The following is a 21,949-nucleotide window of genomic DNA, read 5'->3' as shown; positions in this document are numbered from 1 at the left end:
CATTGATTTACAGCAGATCGTCCAGATCCATGGTTTCGACCGCTTCCTTCTCGTCATCCCAGAAGGTACCCAGTTGCCCCATGGGCGTCCGGTGCCCGGTATTCTCCATCCACAGTCGATCGGAGATCGCCACAATCATGTCCGTGGCCATCGCATCGACAAAGGCCCACTCCTCGTTCGCTGGCGTTTCCTCGATGGCCTGAGCGTGGCTACGGATCACACCGCGAAGGCGTTCCTCGTCACCTTTGTTCTGGGCCGCGATGGCGTGGAACACATGGCTGATCCTGACACCAGCTTCCTCGCCCTGGGCGTCGGCAATTTCCAGCCGTTCGAAAGGGTCCTCGCCTTCTGGCAGTGCGCCAGGAATCATTGCCCAGACAGTCGCACGCAGTGCCATGGGAGCCCCCCACCATTTGTCGTTTTCCAGACAACGGGTCGCGCGCGAAACCGTAGAGCCAATGTTTTTGGGGACGCCGATGGACGAGGTGGACTTAATTTCAGCGTTCAGGGCCTGCAAGCCAGACAACAAGCCCGCCATGTAGATGAACTCGCCCAGGTCATCATCGAAACCAGGGCACTCACCCGCATCGGGTTTGCCATAGAAGGCGTTATGGTGCTTCCAGCCCCGGTGATAGCGTTTGGCGGCCAGGGAAAGTGCGCGCTTCTGGCGAATCATGGCGTCTTCCGCTTCTTCCGCATCCATCGCGCGCAGTGCCGCCAGGCCATCCAATTCGTGTTCCCGTGCCTGCTCCTCTGCACACCCGCCAGCCGACAGGTACAGCATTACCGCCAGTTGGTCAGGCTCACTGGTAACCCGACCGAAAGACATCAGCAGGGGCGCGGTGGCCTCACTCATGGCGCAACCCATGGCGAGATCCTCACTTTCCAGCAGATAGGGTACGGTGTGGTTGCGAGAAAAGCCCTGCATCACGTCGCCGGTGGTTTTGTAGATCATGTTGTTGACGACACCACAACCACTCAAAACCACACTGGCAAGTACAGCGGCCATTGCTCCACGGAAACGTGTATTGCCCCGTTGAGCCGGACTGGCGGGTTTCTGAAAACTCGTCATAACGTAATACCTTCCACTTTTCTGCGTTTTTGTTGTGCGGAGCATTTGTTCAGAACCGGAGTGTCGCCAGGCCGAGGCAGCACTCACAATCTGTTACGCTTTGTAACCAAAACGGTATTATCGCCGACAACTCCCTGTTTTTATGAGACACGTCCCGCAATTGGATACGGAGTTTCAAATGCATTCTGATTACCGGTTTGCACATTGGCCTGCAAACCGCTATAGATTTGATCAGCCGACGGTTTCGCATCCGCCGGCCAGTGACCAAAAACGACAAAAAGGAGTACCCGATGCGCAAACCTGAACTTGCCGCCGCCGTTGCGGATAAAACCGGACTGTCCCGGGACAAAGCCAGCGAAGTCATCACCGCTTTTACCGATCAGATCTCCTCAGCCGCTGCCCGTGGCGAAGATACCACTCTGATCGGCTTCGGTACTTTCAACATCCGCAGCCGTGAGGCTCGGGATGGCCGTAATCCTCAAACCGGTGCAACCATCAAGATACCCGCCAGCAAAACTGTCGGCTTCAAGGCAGGCAAGGCACTGAAAGACTCCATCCGTTAAGGCGCTAACCGGGGCCCGCCCGGGCCCCTTCCATTCTCGGCTCAGGAGGCGCACTCGGAACGGGAACCGTCCACCCGGCAACGAATCGCTTTCATCAGGCTGATCGCACGTGTGTCGTAGACACCATCCTCCAGCAACGACAACCGCACTTTGCGCAGCATCTTGTCGTACTCGGCCACATCTTCCTGTGGCGGATGCATCCAAACGTCGTCGGGAATACCAGCCTCGGCTTCGGCGATGATTTCATAGGCCTCGTCAATGCGTTTGATGGCCTGGTCACGCACCATCTGGCCAGCATCGTCCGGGAAGCGGTCGCGGTGGATAATCACCTGGAAGTTCATATAGGCCAACGCGTACTTGAACACCCCGCCGTTCGGATTCACGCCCTTGTAGAGTTCCAGGGGCGAGTATGCGACTGCCGGGGCGTAGGCCAGATCAACACTGCCGTTGTTGAATTTGCCGGCAAAATTGGCCGAGTTGGAGCCCACCACAGACGCCCCCACGTGGCGCACCATGCGCACGGACGCGGTGTCGAAATCCAGCGTGGCAATGCGTTTTCCCTGCAGTTTTTCCACCGAATCAATGGCCCGATCCCGGGTGTGGAGGTACACCGCGCCGCCGGGGAACACGCCAGCCACTTCGTAGTCACCGTCAATCAGGAACGGGCGTGCCTTTTCCTGGCTGAGGGTGTTGTACAGCAGCCGCATTTCCTCTTCACCGGGCACAGCGCCCATGGCTTCCAGGGTGCCGGTAAACTTGTTGAATTCGCGGGCACGGGTACCGGTCAATAGCACGGCATCACATTGGCCGGCCTTGAAGTCCTCGGCCGCGACTTTCTCGTCGGTATAGGCACGCAGGTCCAGCCTGATACCTTCCTTAAGGGCCACCGGCTGGAAGGTTTTGGTAATGGCAAACAGAGGGCCGTTGGCACCGACCGGATCAAACACACAGAAGCTTCGCTCCATGATGTCTGATTCCGCCTGGACGAACGGCGACAACACAAGAGTGGCACACAGAGCTGCCACCGCAGTGGCCTTTCGCGGGAGGTTGACTGATTTCACGGGGATGACTCCTGAATTATTATTGTAGGGCGACGGCACATCCACATGTGCACAGGTCACCGCATTCCTTCGCCGAGACTATGCCGGCGATGGTAAGAATACGTTGGCACGGGTGCCTGTCTTCAAGGGCTCTGGGGCAAAAAAGTAAGGAACTGTGACGGGCTCGACAGAGGCTACGCAACCTCTGCCACACTTTGCTGATATGAAGCGATCTGAAGACGGGAGCTACAGGTCAGATTGGGGCCAGGCCTGCCGCCCGTCGCACAGGGTCAGACGAACGAGGCCCGGAAGGGCCTTTCCTGGCAGCGGCACATGACGCCCAACGGAGTTGAGGCTGCTGTCGTTGGGAACCCAGGTGGCGTCGGGATCAAACACACACAGGTCTGCAACCGCACCCTGCCGGAGCTCGGCAGAACGGCCAATGACCTCCGCCGGGCCACCAGTCAGCGAGCGGATCAGGCTACCCATATCCAGATCGCCACGCTCGACCAGCAACAACCCCATCGACAGCGTGCTTTCGATGGTGGACAGCCCCGGTTCCGTCGCCGCCAGAGGCGCCTGCTTGGCAGCGGAATCGTGGGGCTGGTGTTGGCTTGTAATGGCGTCGATCACGCCATCCCGCACACCGCCCAGTAACGCCTGGCGGTCCTTTTCAGAGCGCAGTGGCGGTCGCACGTGATAGCGGCTGTCGAATCCCGACAGGGCGTCCTCGGTGAACATCAACTGGTGCATGGCCACATCGGCGGTTACTGCAATGCCTCGCTTGCGGGCATCGGCCAGCATTTCCACGCTGCGGGCACAGGAGAGCTGACCAAGGTGCAGTCGAACCCCGGTTTCCTCTGCCAGCAACAGCATTTCCATGACCGCGGCGGTTTCTGCCACCTCCGGGATGCCCAGCAGGCCCAGCCTGGAGGCCACAAGGCCATCGTGGGCGTAGCCGTCCGCCGCCAGCGCCTGGTTTTCGGGGCTGAACATCACCGTCAGGCCAAATGTTCGGGCGTAGGCCATACAGCGGCGCAACACCCTGGCGTTTTTCACCGGGCGGGCGCCGTTGCCCAGTGCAATACAGCCAGCACCGGCCAGGCCCGCCATGTCACTGAGCAGTTCGCCTTCCAGGCCACGGGTTATTGCGCCAACCGGCAATACCCGCACCGAAGAGCGCTTCGCGGCCACGTCCAGGATCAGGTTGGTTACCGCGCCTGAGTCATTGACCGGCGAGGTGTCCGGCGAGGCACACAGGGTTGTGAAGCCTCCATGCGCGGCGGCGAGACTTTCCGAAGCAATATTGCCTTTCTGGCCGTTGCCCGGCTCCCGCAGGTTGCAGCACAGATCCACAAATCCGGGTGTCAGGAGGCAGCCTGTGGCGTCGAAATCGTGGTCGGCGGGTTCCTTCCCGGCCGCTTCGCCCAGGGCGGCGATACGCCCGTTACGGACCAGAACAGTGGTTTCGGCATTGGTATCGGCCAGGCGGCCACCGATAATCTTAAGGCTGCTCATCCCTGGGCCCTCCCCGCCAGCTTGCGACTACGCTCGGCCATCTGGCCTCCCATGGCCATGGACATCACCGCCATACGAATGGCGATGCCATTGGTGACCTGATTCAGGATCACTGATTGCGGCCCATCGGCCACCGCAGACTCGATTTCCACGCCCCGGTTGATCGGCCCAGGGTGCATGACGATACACTCGGGATGGGCCAACGCCAACTTCTCCTGATTCAGGCCGTAGAGCCGGTAAAACTCGCGTTCGCTGGGCAGCAGTGCGCCCTCCATGCGCTCTTTCTGAAGGCGCAGCATGATCACCACATCCAGATCTTTCATACCCCGGGTCATGTCGTATTCCACGGTACACCCCAGGCTCTCAACGTCCCTTGGCAGCAGGGTGGCAGGCGCAATGACGCGTACTTCAGCGGCGCCCAATTCATTCAGGGCGCGAATCTGGGAACGGGCCACCCTCGAGTGCAGCACATCACCGACAATCGCCACCTTCAGGCCTTCGAATTCACCCTTGTGCTGGCGAATGGTGAGCATGTCCAGCATGGCCTGGGTTGGGTGGGCGTGGCGGCCGTCGCCCGCGTTAATAATGGCAACTCCAGGGGTAACGCTCTCGGCGATAAAATGGGGGGCACCACTCTGGGAATGGCGCACCACGAACATGTCGCTGGCCATGGCTTCCAGGTTCAACAGTGTGTCCGACAAGGATTCGCCCTTGGACGTTGCGGACGTGTTGATGTCCAGGTTGAGCACGTCGGCCGACAGCCGTTTGGCAGCGAGTTCGAAGGTGCTGCGGGTGCGGGTACTGGACTCGAAGAACAGGTTGACCACGGTGCGCCCCCGCAGCAGTGGCACCTTCTTGATGCTGCGCTCCCCCACTTCGATAAACGAATCCGCGGTGTCCAGGATTTCCGTCAGCAGAGCGCGGTTCAGACCGTCGAGGGTCAGGAAATGGCGTAACTGGCCATCCGCGGTCAGCTGCAGGGAGGTTTGTGAGGGATCGGTTGCCGTCATGGGTCGCCTGTTGATGTTTTGCGTTCGCTGATTAGTGGCCTGTTTCCTGGAGTTCTATGTGCAGTGGGTCCGGCCCCCGCAGTTTGACACGCTGATGCGACTGCAGGGCAAGCACCCGCCCGGTCACATCTGGCTGAACAGGCAACTCCCGAGCGCCCAGATCCACCAACGTGGCGAGGATGATACTCGCCGGCCGGCCATAATCGAAGATTTCGTTCATGGCCGCGCGAATGGTACGGCCGCTCATGATCACGTCATCGATCAGGATAATGTCACGGTCTTCGGTGCTGAACGGCAGGCTGGACGGCTTCACTTTCGGGTTCAGTCCAATGCGGCTGAAGTCGTCGCGATAGAAGGAAATATCCAGTTCCCCCCAGGGTTCCTGCAGGCCCAGGCGCTTACTCATGACATCCGCCAGCCAGACACCGCCGGTGCGAATGCCAATCAGCGCCGGGGAGGTTACGCCACGCTCTTCCAGCTTTTTGCGCAGGCCAGCTTCCAGGTCATCCAGCAGCCGGTCGATTTCAAGCAATGCAGTCATTTAAATCCCCATAGTCAGCAGCCCGGGCCCGGTCAGGACGAACGGGACTCCTGCTGGTGAAACCAGGTTTCCAGAATCAGCACGGCGGCGCGGTCATCGACGCCATCGCGGCCGAAATCACGGCTGCCACCGGACGCCATTACATCGCCCTTGGCCTCAAAGCTGGTGAGACGTTCGTCCACCATCTCAACCTCGACGTGAAAGCGACCGTGCAGGCGTTTGCCAAATTTCCGCGCCCGTGCACACATGTCATTTTCGGTGTCGTCCATGTTCAGGGGCAGGCCGACCAGCACACGGTCCGGCTGCCATTCTTTCAGCAGCCGACCAATCTGTTCCCAGTCGGGAACCCCATCACGGGCCGGCAGCATGGTCAGAGGCTTACCCGTGCCCAGCATTTCCTGACCACTGGCCACACCAATTCGGCGGGTGCCGAAATCAAACGCTATTACCCGCCGGTTTCCAGCCTCAGGCATGGCCCACAAACTCACTGAGCTGGTTGAGGTCAATGCCAATGAGCTTCAGCACGGCCTGATACCGCTCCTCCCAGGGTGTCCCGAACAGGATGTCGGCGGTGGCGGGACAGGTCAGCCAGGCGTTGCTGGAGAGCTCTTCTTCCAGCTGTCCCTCACTCCAGCCCGCATAGCCCAGGCACACCAGGTAATTCTTTGGCCCGCTGCCTGCGCCAATGTCAGACAGCACGTCACGGGAGGTGGTCAGCAAGACGTCGTCAGCCACCTGCGCCGTGTTTTGCCAGCCCGCGTCCGGGGAATGCAGCACAAACCCGCGCTCGGGCTGAACCGGGCCACCTCCGTATACCGGAACGTCGAGCTCGCCACCCTCCATGTCCAGCTGTTCCAGAATTTCCCCCAGGTGGATGTCCAGGGGGTGGTTCACCGTCAGCCCCAGGGCGCCTTCATCCGAATGCTCGCACAGATAGATCACTGCACCGTGGAAACGTGGGTCCTGCAAATAAGGAGACGCCACCAGAAACTGGTGCCGCAGGCTGTGTGGAGAGTGTTTTGATGCTGTCATCCCGATGTCAGCCCCCGCCGTTCGAATACCCAGGTGCGGATAATTTCCAGTTCGTCGACATTCTCGCGCATCTCATCCGGGAAAGGCGCGAAAGGCGCTGCCATTCTCACGATGCGTATGGCTGCATCATCAAGCACGCTACTGCCGGATGATTCGAGTATAGCCAGTTCCTTTATTGTGCCATCCTTCTTCATGGAAACCAGCATCCGCAGAGTGCCATAGATTCCGGCTCGCCTGGCCTCGGTAGGATAGTTGATATTGCCGACACGGGTTACCTTGCCGACCCAGTTCTGAACATACCAGGCGTTGGTTGATTTCAACGTCGAAGCCGCGGTAACACGCATGACCCGGGGTTTCTTGGCGTAGGCCCTGCGTTGCTGATCAAACCGCGCCTCCAGACTGGCAATCTCCAGACTGCGCTCCATCAGGCTTTTCTTTTCCTTCACCGGTAGCGGCTCATCCGATGCCGGCTCCGCCGCTGAAGGCTCCGACACCTGGCGTTCATTCTGGGCCTGCGTCTGCACTACCGGCTGTTCCTGCTCTTGCCTGGGCTCAACGCGGGACGGAGGCTCCGGCTGAACCTCAGCGACCTCCGGCTGGCTGACTTCGGAAGGCTGCGGGGTGGTCATTTCCACCGGCTCCTCCTCGGTACCACTGCCTTTCTGGCTGGTCTGGGCCAGAAAATCGGCTTCCTCCGGGTCAGTCTCGTCATCAAACTGGGAGAGCGTGATTTCCATGGTCTGGGCCGAGGAACGCGGGGGCTCGGGCGCAAAGGTAATACCCAGCACCACGATGGCGTGGAGCGCCAGCGCCATGAAGAGCGTGAACGAAAACCGATCGAAATCGCTGACCTGTACTGCCATTACTGCTATTTACCCTCGGTTAAACCTGGCTGGACACCATTACTTCAGACGGCGCTCGATGGCATCCAGCAACTGACTTGAAATATCAATGCCATAGGCGGCATCCAGTTCCCGGATGCAGGTGGGACTGGTGACATTGATTTCGGTGAGGTAGTCACCGATGACGTCGATACCGACAAAAATGAGTCCTTTTTCCTTGAGCACTGGCGCCACACGGTCACAGATTTCCCGATCACGTACCGTGAGTTCACGACCTTCCCCCCGCCCTCCGGCGGCCAGGTTTCCACGATTCTCACCCTGAGAGGGGATGCGCGCCAGCGCGTAGGGAACCGGCTCGCCATCGATCAACAGGATGCGTTTATCGCCCTGTTTGATCTCGGGTACGTATTTCTGCGCCATCGCCTGGTGGGCGCCATCGTTGGTCAGGGTTTCAATAATAACCCCAAGGTTATCGTCGTTTTCCTTGACCCGGAAGATGGAGCGCCCGCCCATGCCATCCACCGGTTTCATGATGACGTCACCATGCTCGGCGTAGAATTCCTTCAGTCGCTCGGCCGAACGGGTGACGATCAACGGCGGGGTGCAGTCTTCGAACTGGGCGGCAAACAACTTTTCGTTACAATCCCGCAGCGTAGACGCTGGATTGACCACCAGGGCACCCTGCTGCTCGGCGATTTCCAGAATAAACGTGGCCATCAGGAACTCCCGGTCCACCGGTGGATCCTGCCGCATCAGGATAACGTCGAGGTCCCCCAGAGCGCGGTCCTGGGCGCCACCGAAACCGAACCAGTCTTCCGGGTCCATGTGTACAGTCAAGTCACGGGTTCGGGCCCTCGCCTGCCCACCTTTCAGATACAGGTCTGGCAGCTCCATATACTCGATTTCCCAGCCCCGCTTCTGCGCTGCCAGCAACATGGCCAGTGAGCTGTCTTTCTTGAAATGGATCTTCTCTATGGGGTCCATCACGATACCAAGTCGGACTGTCATAATGCCTCGCCAGATAAAAGGTTGAAAACACGAACCGGTCTGCAGAGCGATCCTGGGAATAAATGCTATGCTGTGGACACAAATGGTATTGTACCCGAGCCGCGAATGCATCCGGAGAAATCCTGTATCAATTTCGTGACTTTCCAGGCAGAAGTACATTTGGTCACAAAGTTATACTTTTTATCCGGCCCCCAATACTCTATAAATGAGCGGGATTTATAGAACATCGTTAATGTTTGTGTTAAAAACCCCGGTTGAAAATAACGACAGTCGCTGAGCGCAAGGCAGTTGGACAATGGATGACAACTTCGAGAATCTGAAGATTATGGTGATCGACGACAGCAAGACCATTCGTCGCACCGCCGAAACCCTTCTTAAGAAAGTCGGTTGCGAAGTCATTACCGCAACAGATGGCTTTGACGCTCTGGCGAAAATTGCCGATTCCCAGCCCAATATCATTTTCGTCGATATCATGATGCCCCGGCTGGACGGCTACCAGACCTGCGCGCTGATCAAGAATAATTCCTCTTTCAAAAAGACGCCGGTCATCATGCTCTCCAGTAAAGACGGACTGTTCGACAAGGCCAAAGGCCGGATTGTCGGGTCAGACCAGTACCTGACCAAACCGTTCAGCAAGGACGAGCTTCTAAACACGATTCGCCAGTATGTTCCCCAGGCGGAACAGTAAAACTGCTGAAGCAAAGAACTATTGAGGACACCATGGCCCGCATTCTGATTGTTGATGATTCCCCGACAGAGGTTAAGAAAATCTCGACCATTCTGGAAAAGCACAAGCACGACGTGCTGACGGCCGACAACGGAGCCGACGGCGTTGCCAAGGCACGCGCCGAAACACCAGATCTGGTCCTGATGGACGTCGTTATGCCCGGCCTGAACGGCTTTCAGGCAACTCGTCAATTGACCCGCGCCCCGGAAACCGCTTCTATCCCGGTAGTGATTGTCACCACCAAGGATCAGGAAACAGACCGCGTGTGGGGAACACGTCAGGGTGCAAAGGGTTACCTCGTAAAACCCGTCGTTGAAGACGACCTGATCAAAACAATCAATAGCCTGATTGCCTGATCCCCAACCGTGGAGTAAGCATGTCCGCCCAGGCCGCCCCTTTTGCCGTTCTGACGGATATCGCCCGACGCAGCCGCGCCTTGGCTGCCGGTCTGCCGGAACAACAGGAAGCCGTTGAACTCTGGAACGGAATCGGCTTTGTTCTGGCGGGTGAGCGTTACGTAGCGCCCATGGGTGAAGTCACTGAAATTCTCCATGTTCCCCGCTATACCCATATACCCGGTGTTCATCCGTTTATGATGGGCGCCGCCAACGTACGTGGCCGCCTCCTGCCACTGGTCGACCTTGCCGGCTTTTTTGAAGTTCCCCGTTCTTCACGCAGCACTCGCGAACGCCGGGTACTGGTTGTCGAGCAGGGCGACGTATTCAGTGGCCTGGTGGTCGACAGCGTCTCAGGTATGCAGTATTTCGCAGTGGACAGCTTCGTGGCATCGCCACAGGATGTGCCTGCAAGCGTTCAGCCGTTTGTGAATGGCGGCTACGAGCGTAACGAGGAAGTCTGGAAAGTGTTTTCCGCCGCCGAGCTTCTCGGTGACGAACGCTTCCTGGATGTAGCGCAATGGTAAGGGTGGTGACATTGGCAGGAACATCTTCCCGCCTGCCCAACGCCCGCAGAAACAAACTTGCCACTATTACGAAGAGGCCGGGAGCCAGAAAATGAAAAATAGAGCCGGAAGACTCAGTATGGGACAGGGAGGCAACAAACTGGTTGCCGGCCTGATTGCCGCGCTGATCGCATTGACCGTCCTGCTCGTTGCGGTGCTGTTCATTATCAATCGGGACAGCCAGAACGATCAGGAATACATCGCTCACTCAGCCGAACTGAGGGTGCTGTCCCAGGAAATCGCGAAAAACGCGACGGAAGCCGCCGGTGGCACCGCTTCAGCGTTCGACGCACTGCGACGTTCCCGTGACGAGTTCGAACAGCTGTGGAGCTATGTAGTTGACGGCAATCCGGAAACCGGCCTGCCCCCGAGCGAGGTTGCACAGAACAGCAACGTGCAGGCAACCTGGGAGTCCGTTCGTGACAACGCCGACAGTATCCTGTCCACCCAGGACGCGGTACTCGGCCTTCACGAAGTGGCGCGGACGCTGAACGAAACCATCCCGCAGCTGCAGGTGGAATACGACGACATCGTTCAAATCCTGCTGGACAACGATGCGCCCGCCGAACAGATCGCACTGGCTCAGCGCCAGTCACTGCTGGCGGAGCGGATCGTTCGCTCGGTCAACAACGTTCTCTCCGGTGACGAAGACGCGGTTATCGCCGCCGACCGGTTCGGCCGCGACGCCAGCCTGTTTGGCCGGGTTCTTGACGGCCAGGTCAATGGCAACCCGGCCATGGGCATCTCCCAGGTAAACGATGAAGACGCCATCTATGGCCTGGAAGCCGTTGGCGAACTGTTCGAATTCGTTTCCCAGAACGTAGACGCCATCCTTGAAGCCTCTCCCGACCTCTTCAAGGTGCGTACTGCAGCCAGCGACATCTTCCAGAATTCACAGGTTCTGCTGGACGAACTGTCGGTTCTGTCCGAGAAATTCACCGGCCAGGCCGGATCCCGTTTCATCAGCCCCACGCTGGCGTTCATCATCCTGGCCGCGATGGTCGGTATCGTTGTGATGATCGGTGTGGTGCTCTACCGCGAAGCCCAGGAGCGCCTGGCAACAACCCAGGAACAGAACGAGCAGAACCAGAACGCAATCCTGCGACTGCTGGACGAACTGGCTGACCTGGCGGATGGTGACTTGACCACGGAGGCCACGGTTACCGAGGACTTCACCGGCGCCATCGCTGACTCCATCAACTACGCGATCGACCAGATGCGCGGACTGGTACAGGCGATTCGTGGCACTGCGGTACGGGTAGCGTCAGCCGCCCAGGAAACCCAGGCCACGGCCATGCACCTGGCGGATGCCTCCGAGCACCAGGCCCAGGAAATTGCCGGCGCCTCCGCCGCGGTGAACGAGATGGCGGTGTCCATCGACCAGGTATCTTCGAACGCGGCTGAATCCTCCGCGGTTGCGGAGCGGTCGGTTGCGATCGCGAAAAAAGGCGCGGAAGTGGTACAGAACACCATCCGCGGCATGGACAACATCCGTGAGCAGATTCAGGAAACCTCCAAACGGATCAAGCGTCTGGGTGAATCTTCCCAGGAAATCGGTGACATCGTATCCCTGATCAACGACATCGCCGACCAGACCAACATCCTCTCCCTGAACGCTGCGATCCAGGCCTCCATGGCAGGTGACGCAGGCCGGGGCTTCGCGGTAGTTGCGGACGAAGTTCAGCGACTGGCGGAACGTTCCTCTGCGGCAACCAAGCAGATTGAAGCGCTGGTTAAGACGATCCAGTCGGATACCAACGAAGCCGTTATCTCCATGGAACACACCACCGCCGAGGTGGTCCGTGGTGCCCGCCTGGCACAGGACGCGGGTATCGCCCTCGAGGAAATCGAGAACGTATCCATGTCTCTGGCGGAATTGATCCAGAACATCTCCAACGCAGCACGTCAGCAGTCGTCCTCTGCGGCGCACATTTCCAACACCATGAACGTCATCCAGGAAATTACCTCGCAGACGTCCTCCGGTACCAACGCGACTGCGAAGTCTATCGGTAACCTGGCAGAAATGGCGTCTGAACTGCGGTCCTCTGTTGCGGGCTTCACACTGCCCGAGGAAGAGTCGGCCGACCAGGAAGAAGAGGAAGACAGCGACGTACCGGTGGTGAGCTGACAACCGCTCCGAGGCTGCTGACAGTTTATGGCTGAAACACGCAACCATCTGTCACCCGCCGAAGGCGTCTGGTCACTGCGCCGACTTCCCGACATGGATGAGGCGCAGTTCAACCAGTGGCAGACACTGCTTGAGCATCGTACCGGCATCATCCTGTCTTCCGGGCGCAAATCGTTTCTCGAGACCAACCTCGGAATCCGCATGCGGGAGATTGGTTGCAGTAGCTATCAGGCCTACTACGAAATGATCGTATCCGGCCCGGACGCTGTTATTGAGTGGTCCACCCTGGTGGACCGGCTGACGGTTCAGGAAACCCGGTTCTTCCGGGATCCGGATGCTTTCCGGCTGGTGTCTGACTATGTGCTTACCCGGCCCCGGGAAACGCTGAAGAGGCGCCCTCTGGAGGCCTGGAGTGTGGGATGCTCGACTGGCGAGGAGCCTTACACGCTGGCCATGCTGTTGAACGAATGCATGGAAGGGTTGTCGCTTCAACCGTTGTTCGGTGTCACTGGCTCTGACATCAGCAAACCGGCTATCGACAAGGCCCAGTCCGGCCTGTTCAGTGCCCGCAAGCTGATGGGAATGAATGACGCCATGAAGGCCCGGTATTTCCGGCCGGCGGAGCGGAACAACGTCGAGATTGTAGAAAGCATCCGGGAGCGGGTGTGTTTTACCAGGCTGAATGTACTGGACTTGAAACACGCTCCGATGCACGGAATGAACATTATCTTCTGCCAGAATCTGCTGATTTATTTCCGGCGCTGGCGCCGGCGGGAAATCGTGAAAAGACTTGCGGAGCGGCTGGCGCCCGGGGGGTTGCTGGTCCTGGGTCAAGGGGAGTTGACCGACTGGCAGCCCCCTGGCTTACAGAGGGTACCCTCGGAACATGTGCTGGCGTGGATCAAGCGCCAGACTGACGAAGAATAACCGGAGTGGTTATGGGCAAACACCATGACAGCATCGCCCTGGACTGGGTTCGGGGCGAAATACAGGATACGTTGACCCAGGGTCAGCACGCACTGGAAGCGTATGTCGAGAATCGTGACGACACTGCGCGCCTGCGCTTCTGCCTGAACTATCTCCACCAGGTCCACGGTACCCTGCAGATGGTTGAGCTTTATGGCGCCGCCCTGCTGACCGAGGAAATGGAGAAACTGACCCAGGCGGTCCTGAATGAAACCGTCACCAGTGTGGACGATGCCGTCGATGTGCTGATGCAGGCCATCCTGCAACTGCCCCAGTATCTGGAGCATCTGACCAGTAGCAAAGACGATTTTCCGATGGTGCTGCTGCCATTGCTGAACGATCTCCGCGCTGCACGGGGCGAGTCTCTGCTGTCCGATACATCGCTGTTCAAGCCCGACCTGTCGCCCTCGCGGGCAACCGCTGCCGCTAATGTTTCCCAGCGTCTTCAAGATCCGAAGGTACTTGGACATATCCGCAAACTGCGCCAGATGTATCAGTTCGCCCTTGCTGGCGTGATCCGTGAGGCCGACCTGGACGCGCACTTTGACTACATGCAGAAGGTCATCCAGCGGCTGATCCGCCTGTGCCAGAAAACCCCCCGGGGCGAACTCTGGAAAGCGGCCGGAGCATTCGTGGAGACTCTCCAGCAGCATGCGAACCCCGCCAACACCGCAGTGAAGTCCCTGCTGCGCGAGCTGGACGCCGAGATCCGCCGCCTCACTGACGAACATGTTGATATCCTGCAACAGGCCGTTCCAGAAGCGCTGCTGAAACACCTGCTTTACTACGTGGCTCGTGCCCGCGACCTCGACACGCCCCACGTAAAGGAACTGCGCGACAGTTACCGGCTCGACCAGGCTTTACCCTCCGACGATGATGTGGACGCCGCCAAGAGCCGGGTTTCTGGCCCTGGCCGTGACGCGATCCATTCGGTGGTCAGCGCCCTCAATGAGGAATTGGCCAAGCTCAAGGACCAGCTCGATCTGTTTGTGCGCTCCGAGCTACGCCAGAACGATGAACTGGAAGAACTGCTTCCGGGCCTGCGCCAGGTCGCTAATACTCTGGCCGTATTGGGCCTTGGGATACCCCGCAAAGTCATTACCGAACAGATCGAACTGGTGGAAAAGCTCGCCAGCCAGTCCGACTCCGTGGATGACGGCACCCTGATGGATATTGCCGGCGCCCTGCTTTATGTCGAAGCCAGCCTGGCTGGCCTCGACGGTGACCGACAGTCGGAATCCGATGTCACTGGTGATGACACCCAAACAATCAACCTTGGTTCCCGCGAACTGGGTGAAGCCAGCAGCGCTCTGCTGCGGGAATCCCGCAATACGCTGGAGCAGGTAAAAACGGCCATCGTCAATTTCATCGCTTCTCAATGGGAAACCGGTGAAATCGAACACGTCCCCGGCCTGCTGCACAGCATCCGTGGTGGCCTGAGCCTGATTCCCCTTGATCGCGTGGCCGACATGCTCGCCTCGGCCGAACATTACATCTCCGACGTACTGTTGGGGGGCAAGCAGGTTCCCGACTGGAAACAGCTCGACACACTGGCTGACGCCATTACCAGTATTGAATACTATCTGGAGCGGCTTGCCGAGGGCATAAGCGACAACGAGAGTGTGCTCGGGGTTGCCGAGGCCAGCCTGAACTCCCTCGGCTTTCCGGTTGGCGAAGAGCCCACCTGGAAACATCCGACCGCCGACGAAGTACCGGTTGTTGGCGCGGAAGTACCCGTCGAGTCGGTGGAAGCCGAATCCAAGAGCTCTGATAAAGAGTTGTTGGATGACGAAATCCTCGGCATTTTTATCGAGGAAGCCGAAGAAGTTCTGGAAACCATCAACGAATTCTATCCTCGCCTGCGTCAGAACCACGATGATCGCGACGCACTGACTGAAGTCCGCCGCGCGTTCCACACTCTTAAGGGCAGTGGCCGGCTCGTGGGCGCCACTAGCATCGGTGAGCTGGCCTGGTCGGTGGAAAACCTGCTCAACCGGGTGATCGACCAGACACTCCGGCCTACCGATGACATGTTCGGTTTGATTGATGACGTCAACAGCCGAATTCCCTCGCTGATCAACGATTTCCGTGACGGACAGGCCGATGGCGAGGTTGCCGAGCTGATTGAGCGCGCTGAAGCTCTGTCTACCACGCGAAAAACCGACATCGACAGCGTATCGGAAGAAACCGGTGCAGCGGATGAAGAGCTACCCGTAATCGATGGTAGCAATGACGGCGAAGCCGCCAATGCCGGGCAACAGTCCATACCAGAGGCTGAGTTCGGGGATGACCTGATCGACGATGAAATCCTCGAAATTTTCATTGAAGAAGCCGGCGAGGTGCTGGACACCATTCGCGAATACCTTCCAATGCTCCTGCGTCAGCACGATGACCGCACGGCGCTCTCGGAAGTCCGGCGCGCTTTCCATACTCTGAAAGGAAGCGGTCGGATGGTTGGTGCGCTGGTTGTCGGCGAACTGGCCTGGTCTGTCGAGAACATGCTGAACCGCGTGATTGACGGCAGTATTTTCATGAATGACGACATCGCGGCGCTGCTGGACGACGTTACTGCAGCCCTGCCCGAGTTGGTTGACGATTTCGAGAAACGCCAGACCCCCTCCCGCGATACATCGAGCATGGAAGCACGAGCCAATGCCTTGGCAAACGGCGAAATTCCAGATACCAGCACCATGCCTCCGTCTGAGCCACAGTCAGAAACCGTGAGCGGCGAAACCGAGCCAGAATTGACAGCAGCAGAAGAGGATGCCGTCGATCCAGTGCTGCTGGATATTTTCGAGAGCGAGACCGAAACCCACCTGCAAACCCTGCAGGACTTCCTCGACGCCGCGGGCGACAAAGCGAGCGTTGCCTATACTGACGACCTGTCACGCGCGCTTCATACCCTTAAAGGCAGTGCGCACACCGCCGGTATCGCACCCATTGCAACAGTAATTACGCCTCTGGAACGCTTCGTCAAGGAAGCCCGGGCACGAAACAAACGGGCCGATCGCGACGTTATAAGCCTGATCGGCGATACCTGTCATTTCCTGACTCAGGGCCTTGGCCAGATCCGGGAGAATCCCCAGGCTGACCTACCGGGCACCGAAACCTTCCTGGCAAAACTGGAACAGGTCAGCAATGCCACCCTTCGTGGCGATGGCTCCCGGACCGACAAGCAGGAAGAGAGTGCCCGTCCGCAACTGGTTCAACTGTTCCTGAATGAAGGCCTGGATATCCTGCTGGATGCCGACCGGATTCTTGACGAATGGGCGGAAAACCCCAAAGCAACCTCCGCCCTGGAAACGCTGCGCAGGGAGTTGCACCAACTCACCGAAGGCGCACAGGACGCCGGGCTGGGCGACGTTGCCGAACTGTCGAGTGCCCTGAAACAGGTTTACGAGCGCGCCTCAAACCCCGATTTCGTTCCCGATTCACCTTTCTTCGATAGTGTACGCGCAGGCCATGAGCACCTGATCAACATGATGGATCAGGTAGCGGCCGGGCTTGCGACCGAGGCCAACGTCGATCTGATTGCCAACCTGGAAACATTGGCTCCCCAGACGCCCACAGACAATGGCCCGGATGCGTTTGAGCAGGAGTTCACCGGGGATCTGGAAGAGATCGATCGCAGCCTGGAGGTCGAGGCGGAAGATGCCCCGGAACCCAGTGGTGAGCTGCCGCCACTGGCGGAAACCGATGAAGATATGGATCAGGAACTGGCGGAGATCTTCCTTGAGGAAGCCCGTGACCTGATCGACAGCACCGCCGATGCCTTGCAGAGCTGGAGCGACAGCACCGAGAATCTGGATCTTTTACGCCTTTTACAACGGGACCTGCATACCCTCAAAGGCGGCGCTCGCCTGGCAGATATTCAGCCGGTGGGTGATCTTTCCCATGAGTTGGAGAACCTGTTTGAAGGACTGACCGAGCAACGGCTTGCCGTTACCGGGGAGCTTTCCGACCTGTTGTTCCGCTGTCATGACCGACTGGCTGGCATGGTCGATGCTCTCGAGCATCAGGAGCCACCGCGTCCGGCGCCGGACCTGATCAGTGAAATCCATGCCTACATGGACAGCGCCACAGGCTCCAGGCCCGTGACTGATGTCAGACAGCAGGACGCTGAGCCGGAAGAAGACGACGAGATTCCACTGGCTGAATTGGAAGAGGATGATACCGAAGAGCCAGAAATCACGGCCGAGGGACCTGAAGAGGAACACGCCACCGATCTGTCTCACCTGGACTCGGAACTGATCGGCATCTTCCTGGAAGAAGCCTACGACCTGATTAACTCGACCGGCAGCGCTTTGCATACCTGGAGCGAGGATTCCAACAACCGCGACGTGGCGGCCGAGCTTCAACGTGATGTGCACACCCTCAAAGGCGGTGCCCGCATGGCGGGCGTCGATGCCATTGGCGACCTGACCCATGTTCTTGAAGATTTGTTCGAGAAGGTCGCCGAAGGCCAGCTTGACGCCAGCAACGACATGAACGACCTGCTATTTGCCTGCCACGACCGGTTGGCACAAATGGTTGAACAGGTTGCCACCCAGAAACCCTGCCCGCCGGCAACGGAACTGGTGGCCAAGGTCGAAGCCATCCTCTCTGGCAAGCCATTACCATCCGCTGAATCTGAAGAACCTGCGGAAGAACCGGAACCCTTCGACGAGGCATCCACAGCCGACGAACAACCGGCATCCGTCACGGAAGCCATTGCAAAGGCCTCCGATGATGATCTGGTCGGCATCTTCCTCGACGAGGGTCTGGAGATTCACGAAGCCATCGGTGAATGCCTGGCCCAGTGGCGTGAAGAGCCCGAAGAATTGACTGGCGTTACCCAGCTACAACAGGAGCTGCATACGCTCAAAGGCGGTGCTCGCCTGTCCGACGTCGACCCGATTGCTGATCTGGCCGAGGCCTGGTCCGATGCCCTGGACCCCCTGATCGCTGGCTCCGGCAATCAGTCAACCCTGCTGGAACTCAGTGAAAAAGCACATGACACGCTGAAAACCATGCTCACCAGTCTGGAAGAGGGCAACAAGCCTAGCGCGGACGAAGTGTTGGTTGAGGCGCTGAACGACGCCCACAAAGTCTCCGGTGACGAGCTGTCAGGGTCCGTTGATCAGGCTGAGCCCTCTGCAGGCGGTGAAACCGTCGATGCCGAAGTCCTGGAGATTTTCCTGGAAGAGGCCGGCGAGATCCTCGACCAGTTGGAGCAGTTACTGGATGACTGGCGTAAGGACCCGGCTAACCACCACTTTAACCAGGAAGCCCAGCGCGCCCTCCACACCCTGAAAGGTGGCGCTCGGCTGTCGCAGCTTGTCGAGTTGGGCGACAAGGCCCATGCGCTGGAAACGCGGCTGATCGACCTGGGCGGTAATACCCCGGGCGACGAGGCCTGGCAGGCCATCACCAATGACCACGACGCGATTGTGGCGCTGGTGGGCGATATCCGTAAGCGGTTTGAAGACACAGGCGCTGTTCCAGAGCCCACCAAACCGGACGCAACAACAGAGGAATTGCCGAAGCCCCAGGAGCCGGGGGCGGAAGCGCCTGCCAAACCGGAAAAACCGGTCGCACCCGCGCCCAAACCCAACAAGGTTCCGTCCAAGACGCCCGCGAAAGCGGCTGCCGCCCAGCGCGCACCCCAGGAAACCATCCGGGTCTCCGCGCCGCTGCTGGACGAATTGGTTAACCTGGCCGGTGAAACCAGTATTACCCGTGGTCGACTGGAACAGCAGACCAGCGATTTCAGCCACAACCTGGACGAAATGGCCGCCACCATCGAGCGTCTGCGCGAGCAGCTGCGCCGAATGGAAATCGAGACCGAGACCCAGATTCTGTTCCGCGCTGAGAAAGAGCACGGCCCGGATTACGGCGACGACTTCGATCCACTGGAGATGGACCGCTATTCCGCCATCCAGCAGTTGTCGCGGGCCCTGACGGAGTCATCGTCTGACCTTGCGGACCTGAGGGAAACCCTGTCCGACCGGGTTCGGGATACCGAGACCCTGCTGGTGCAGCAATCGCGGATCAACACGGAACTTCAGGAAGGCCTGATGAAGACCCGGATGATTCCGTTTGCCTCCATGGTGCCCAGGCTGCGCCGGATTGTCCGCCAGATCAGCGGCGAGCTCAGCAAGAAAGTCGAGTTTGATGTCCGCAACCCGGAAGGGGAAATGGACCGTAACATCCTCGAGCGCATGATCGCGCCGCTGGAGCACATGCTGCGTAACGCGCTGGACCACGGCATCGAAAAGCCGTCTGACCGCAAGAAGGCCGGCAAACCGGAAACCGGCGAAGTCACCCTGTCGCTGACCCGCGAAGGGGGCGATGTGGTGTTGCGGATGATTGACGATGGTGCGGGTATCCCTGCCCAGGTCATTCGCGACAAGGCCATCAGCCAGGGCATGATGGCCAAGGACGAGGACCTGAGCGAGCGGGAAATCCTGCAGTTCATCCTGCAACCCGGTTTCTCCACCGCCCAGGCCGTTACCCAGATTTCCGGCCGTGGCGTGGGCATGGACGTGGTGGCCAGCGAGATCAAGCAGCTCGGCGGCAGCCTGGACATCGACTCCACCGTTGGCAAGGGCACGGTCTTTACGGTTCGACTGCCATTTACCGTATCAGTCAACCGGGCATTGATGGTGTCCACGGGCGAGGATTTCTACGCCATTCCGTTGAACACCATTGAGGGCATCGTTCGGGTCAGCACCTACGAGCTTGAGGAATACTACAAGCCCGACGCACCAATGTACGAATACGCTGGCCAGCAGTACCGCCTGCAGTATCTGGGTAGCCTGCTGAACAGTGATCACCATCCCAAGCTTCAGGGTCAGGCCCTGCCGTTGCCGGTCATCCTGGTGCGGGGCGCCGAACAGCCCATGGCCCTGCAGGTGGACAGCCTGATGGGCAGCCGCGAAATCGTGGTTAAGTCGCTCGGACCGCAGTTCAGTACGGTCCGGGGTGTGTCGGGCGCCACCATTCTGGGTGACGGTAACGTGGTGGTGATCCTTGATCTGCCGGCCATGATCCGTTCCGATATACTCTCGGAGCGCCAACGCCTGGCGAACCTCGAGAAGGCGAAAGAGGCCTCGCGCCGTGAGGAGCAGTCCACCGTGGTGATGGTGGTGGATGACTCGGTAACGGTGCGCAAGGTAACGTCTCGCCTGTTGGAGCGCAATGGCATGGAAGTGATCACGGCCAAAGACGGCCTCGATGCGGTCGCACAGCTGCAGGACCACAAGCCGGATATCATCCTGCTGGATATCGAAATGCCCCGCATGGACGGCTTCGAGGTGGCGAGCTTTGTACGCCATGATGACAATCTGCGAGACACACCGATCTGTATGATTACCTCCCGTACCGGTGAAAAACACCGCGAGAGGGCGCTGGCCATTGGTGTCAACGAATACCTCGGCAAGCCTTTCCAGGAGACCGAGCTGCTTGACACCATCACGCGGCTGACCAGGGATCAGTGATGGCCGGCCAGCCAGGACGGCCAGCGGTCGGTATCGTCTCGGATATTGTCTTGCAGCGCCACCGCCTGCAGGAAGCATCGTCCAGGTTTGGCCTGGACGTTTGCTTTTCCGGAGACCCGGATCGTCTGCAGAGCTATTCTGAATTCCCGGATGCCAGCCTGTGGTTGATTACCCTGGAAGACGAAGCCGATCACCCGGTGCTGTTTGACCATCTGCTAGAGAACACCGAAGCACCCGTTCTGTTTGGCCTCGACCCCGCTCCAAAACCGGGCACCACTGAGTATTTCCGCTGGGAACGCCGTTTGCTGGACAAGCTGGAGCAGTCCCTGGGTCACCTGGAAAAGCTGGATTCCGCGGCCGCTATTGAAGAGCTGGCCACGGAACAACCGCAACCGGCAAGCTCTCCCAAACTGCCTCACTGGATCCAGCCGGCCTCAGCGGAGCTGCCGGCGGACGAGGTCTGGATTCTGGGGGCATCGTTGGGCGGCCCCGCAGCGGTGAAAACCTTCCTGGACAACCTGCCGCCCGGGTTGCCAGTGGGGTTTGTCTACGCCCAACACATTGATGATAACTTCACCGAAGTGCTAACACGGGTTCTTGGCCGCCACGCCCACTACAAGCTGAGACGGGCGGAAACCGGGTATCGTGTTCACAATGGCGATGTGGTGCTGATGCCGGTCGAACGCGAATGGACTCTCGATGACAGTGGTGCACTCAAGGAACGGGAAACGCCCTGGCCGGGCCCCTATGGCCCTTCTATTGACCAGGTACTACTGAACATCGGTGATCATTACGGAGCCCGATGCCATGCCATCATCTTTTCCGGTATGGGCAACGATGGTGCCATTGCCGCGCCACTGCTGAAAGCCTATGGTAGCCGCATATGGGTCCAGGAGAGCGGCAGCTGCGGTAACAGTTCCATGCCGGATTCCGTGGCGGCAACCGGGTGTTCCGTATACTGTGGTACACCGGAACAGCTCGCCCGCGAACTCGTCAAAACGATTGAAGAATCCTGCCTGCTCAAGGGCCGGCAAAAAAGGGATTCCGCCTGAGGAAATGAGTG

At 58.9% G+C, this 21,949-nt stretch carries 17 protein-coding genes; 8 read left to right on the top strand and 9 right to left on the bottom strand.

Annotation, left to right across the window (positions count from 1 at the left end; translation table 11 throughout):
- Positions 1–7: 7 nt before the first annotated feature.
- Complete coding sequence (locus AC13D2_RS20415; protein ID WP_482939089.1) at positions 8–1,072, bottom strand: hypothetical protein; 1,065 nt, start codon at positions 1,070–1,072, stop codon at positions 8–10.
- Positions 1,073–1,362: 290 nt separating this feature from the next.
- Here AC13D2_RS20415 and AC13D2_RS20410 point away from each other — a divergent pair, with 290 nt between their 5' ends.
- A complete protein-coding gene (locus AC13D2_RS20410; RefSeq protein ID WP_286811019.1) occupies positions 1,363–1,635 on the top strand; it encodes an HU family DNA-binding protein in 273 nt (90 codons plus the stop codon).
- Positions 1,636–1,676: 41 nt separating this feature from the next.
- On the opposite strand, the gene AC13D2_RS20405 is transcribed toward AC13D2_RS20410, so the two are convergent.
- From AC13D2_RS20405 to gshB, 8 genes are all read right to left on the bottom strand, one after another.
- Positions 1,677–2,600, bottom strand: a complete 924-nt coding sequence (locus tag AC13D2_RS20405) for a putative solute-binding protein (RefSeq protein WP_286811039.1) — start codon at positions 2,598–2,600, stop codon at positions 1,677–1,679.
- A 321-nt stretch (positions 2,601–2,921) separates the two neighbouring features.
- A complete protein-coding gene (locus tag AC13D2_RS20400) occupies positions 2,922–4,193 on the bottom strand; it encodes a dihydroorotase (protein WP_482939088.1) in 1,272 nt (423 codons plus the stop codon).
- Positions 4,190–5,203, bottom strand: a complete 1,014-nt coding sequence (locus AC13D2_RS20395) for an aspartate carbamoyltransferase catalytic subunit (protein WP_482939087.1) — start codon at positions 5,201–5,203, stop codon at positions 4,190–4,192. The genes AC13D2_RS20400 and AC13D2_RS20395 overlap by 4 nt, the downstream gene beginning before the upstream one ends.
- Before the next feature lie 31 nt (positions 5,204–5,234).
- Positions 5,235–5,744, bottom strand: coding sequence for a bifunctional pyr operon transcriptional regulator/uracil phosphoribosyltransferase PyrR (gene pyrR / locus AC13D2_RS20390; protein WP_036211374.1), 510 nt, complete (start codon positions 5,742–5,744; stop codon positions 5,235–5,237).
- 32 nt (positions 5,745–5,776) lie between these two features.
- A complete protein-coding gene (ruvX, locus tag AC13D2_RS20385; RefSeq protein ID WP_317307547.1) occupies positions 5,777–6,217 on the bottom strand; it encodes a Holliday junction resolvase RuvX in 441 nt (146 codons plus the stop codon).
- Positions 6,210–6,776 (bottom strand): YqgE/AlgH family protein, encoded by a 567-nt coding sequence (locus AC13D2_RS20380; protein WP_286811014.1) that lies wholly within the window; start codon positions 6,774–6,776, stop codon positions 6,210–6,212. The genes ruvX and AC13D2_RS20380 overlap by 8 nt, the downstream gene beginning before the upstream one ends.
- Positions 6,773–7,639 carry an energy transducer TonB gene (locus tag AC13D2_RS20375; RefSeq protein ID WP_421911593.1) on the bottom strand — a complete coding sequence of 289 codons (867 nt, stop codon included), beginning with the start codon at positions 7,637–7,639 and terminating at the stop codon, positions 6,773–6,775. Before AC13D2_RS20375 ends, AC13D2_RS20380 begins: the two co-directional genes overlap by 4 nt.
- Before the next feature lie 39 nt (positions 7,640–7,678).
- Positions 7,679–8,626: a glutathione synthase gene (gene gshB / locus AC13D2_RS20370; RefSeq protein WP_482939086.1), complete on the bottom strand. Its 948-nt coding sequence runs from the start codon at positions 8,624–8,626 to the stop codon at positions 7,679–7,681.
- Positions 8,627–8,921: 295 nt separating this feature from the next.
- Here gshB and pilG point away from each other — a divergent pair, with 295 nt between their 5' ends.
- The 7 genes from pilG to AC13D2_RS20335 all read left to right on the top strand — a co-directional run bounded on the left by pilG (position 8,922) and on the right by AC13D2_RS20335 (position 21,938).
- Positions 8,922–9,314 (top strand): twitching motility response regulator PilG, encoded by a 393-nt coding sequence (pilG, locus tag AC13D2_RS20365; protein ID WP_007154228.1) that lies wholly within the window; start codon positions 8,922–8,924, stop codon positions 9,312–9,314.
- A 32-nt stretch (positions 9,315–9,346) separates the two neighbouring features.
- Positions 9,347–9,709 (top strand): twitching motility response regulator PilH, encoded by a 363-nt coding sequence (pilH, locus tag AC13D2_RS20360; RefSeq protein WP_286811011.1) that lies wholly within the window; start codon positions 9,347–9,349, stop codon positions 9,707–9,709.
- A 20-nt stretch (positions 9,710–9,729) separates the two neighbouring features.
- A complete protein-coding gene (locus AC13D2_RS20355; RefSeq protein ID WP_286811010.1) occupies positions 9,730–10,275 on the top strand; it encodes a chemotaxis protein CheW in 546 nt (181 codons plus the stop codon).
- 91 nt (positions 10,276–10,366) lie between these two features.
- Complete coding sequence (locus AC13D2_RS20350; protein ID WP_300493910.1) at positions 10,367–12,442, top strand: methyl-accepting chemotaxis protein; 2,076 nt, start codon at positions 10,367–10,369, stop codon at positions 12,440–12,442.
- Positions 12,443–12,469: 27 nt separating this feature from the next.
- Positions 12,470–13,369, top strand: coding sequence for a CheR family methyltransferase (locus AC13D2_RS20345; RefSeq protein ID WP_482939085.1), 900 nt, complete (start codon positions 12,470–12,472; stop codon positions 13,367–13,369).
- A gap of 11 nt (positions 13,370–13,380) precedes the next feature.
- Positions 13,381–20,886: an Hpt domain-containing protein gene (locus AC13D2_RS20340; protein ID WP_482939084.1), complete on the top strand. Its 7,506-nt coding sequence runs from the start codon at positions 13,381–13,383 to the stop codon at positions 20,884–20,886.
- Positions 20,886–21,938, top strand: coding sequence for a chemotaxis protein CheB (locus AC13D2_RS20335; protein ID WP_421911596.1), 1,053 nt, complete (start codon positions 20,886–20,888; stop codon positions 21,936–21,938). Before AC13D2_RS20340 ends, AC13D2_RS20335 begins: the two co-directional genes overlap by 1 nt.
- Positions 21,939–21,949: the final 11 nt, after the last annotated feature.

The organism is Marinobacter sp. B-12, from assembly GCF_056857915.1.
This window is presented reverse-complemented; position numbering and strand designations above follow the sequence as displayed.

Bases quoted from the DNA above. Each gene is read 5' to 3' on its own strand.
- AC13D2_RS20415 (WP_482939089.1), bottom strand. From the start codon at position 1,072: ATGACGAGTTTTCAGAAACCCGCCAGTCCGGCTCAACGGGGCAATACA.
- AC13D2_RS20410 (WP_286811019.1), top strand. From the start codon at position 1,363: ATGCGCAAACCTGAACTTGCCGCCGCCGTTGCGGATAAAACCGGACTG.
- AC13D2_RS20405 (WP_286811039.1), bottom strand. From the start codon at position 2,600: ATGGAGCGAAGCTTCTGTGTGTTTGATCCGGTCGGTGCCAACGGCCCT.
- AC13D2_RS20400 (WP_482939088.1), bottom strand. From the start codon at position 4,193: ATGAGCAGCCTTAAGATTATCGGTGGCCGCCTGGCCGATACCAATGCC.
- AC13D2_RS20395 (WP_482939087.1), bottom strand. From the start codon at position 5,203: ATGACGGCAACCGATCCCTCACAAACCTCCCTGCAGCTGACCGCGGAT.
- pyrR (WP_036211374.1), bottom strand. From the start codon at position 5,744: ATGACTGCATTGCTTGAAATCGACCGGCTGCTGGATGACCTGGAAGCT.
- ruvX (WP_317307547.1), bottom strand. From the start codon at position 6,217: ATGCCTGAGGCTGGAAACCGGCGGGTAATAGCGTTTGATTTCGGCACC.
- AC13D2_RS20380 (WP_286811014.1), bottom strand. From the start codon at position 6,776: ATGACAGCATCAAAACACTCTCCACACAGCCTGCGGCACCAGTTTCTG.
- AC13D2_RS20375 (WP_421911593.1), bottom strand. From the start codon at position 7,639: ATGGCAGTACAGGTCAGCGATTTCGATCGGTTTTCGTTCACGCTCTTC.
- gshB (WP_482939086.1), bottom strand. From the start codon at position 8,626: ATGACAGTCCGACTTGGTATCGTGATGGACCCCATAGAGAAGATCCAT.
- pilG (WP_007154228.1), top strand. From the start codon at position 8,922: ATGGATGACAACTTCGAGAATCTGAAGATTATGGTGATCGACGACAGC.
- pilH (WP_286811011.1), top strand. From the start codon at position 9,347: ATGGCCCGCATTCTGATTGTTGATGATTCCCCGACAGAGGTTAAGAAA.
- AC13D2_RS20355 (WP_286811010.1), top strand. From the start codon at position 9,730: ATGTCCGCCCAGGCCGCCCCTTTTGCCGTTCTGACGGATATCGCCCGA.
- AC13D2_RS20350 (WP_300493910.1), top strand. From the start codon at position 10,367: ATGAAAAATAGAGCCGGAAGACTCAGTATGGGACAGGGAGGCAACAAA.
- AC13D2_RS20345 (WP_482939085.1), top strand. From the start codon at position 12,470: ATGGCTGAAACACGCAACCATCTGTCACCCGCCGAAGGCGTCTGGTCA.
- AC13D2_RS20340 (WP_482939084.1), top strand. From the start codon at position 13,381: ATGGGCAAACACCATGACAGCATCGCCCTGGACTGGGTTCGGGGCGAA.
- AC13D2_RS20335 (WP_421911596.1), top strand. From the start codon at position 20,886: ATGGCCGGCCAGCCAGGACGGCCAGCGGTCGGTATCGTCTCGGATATT.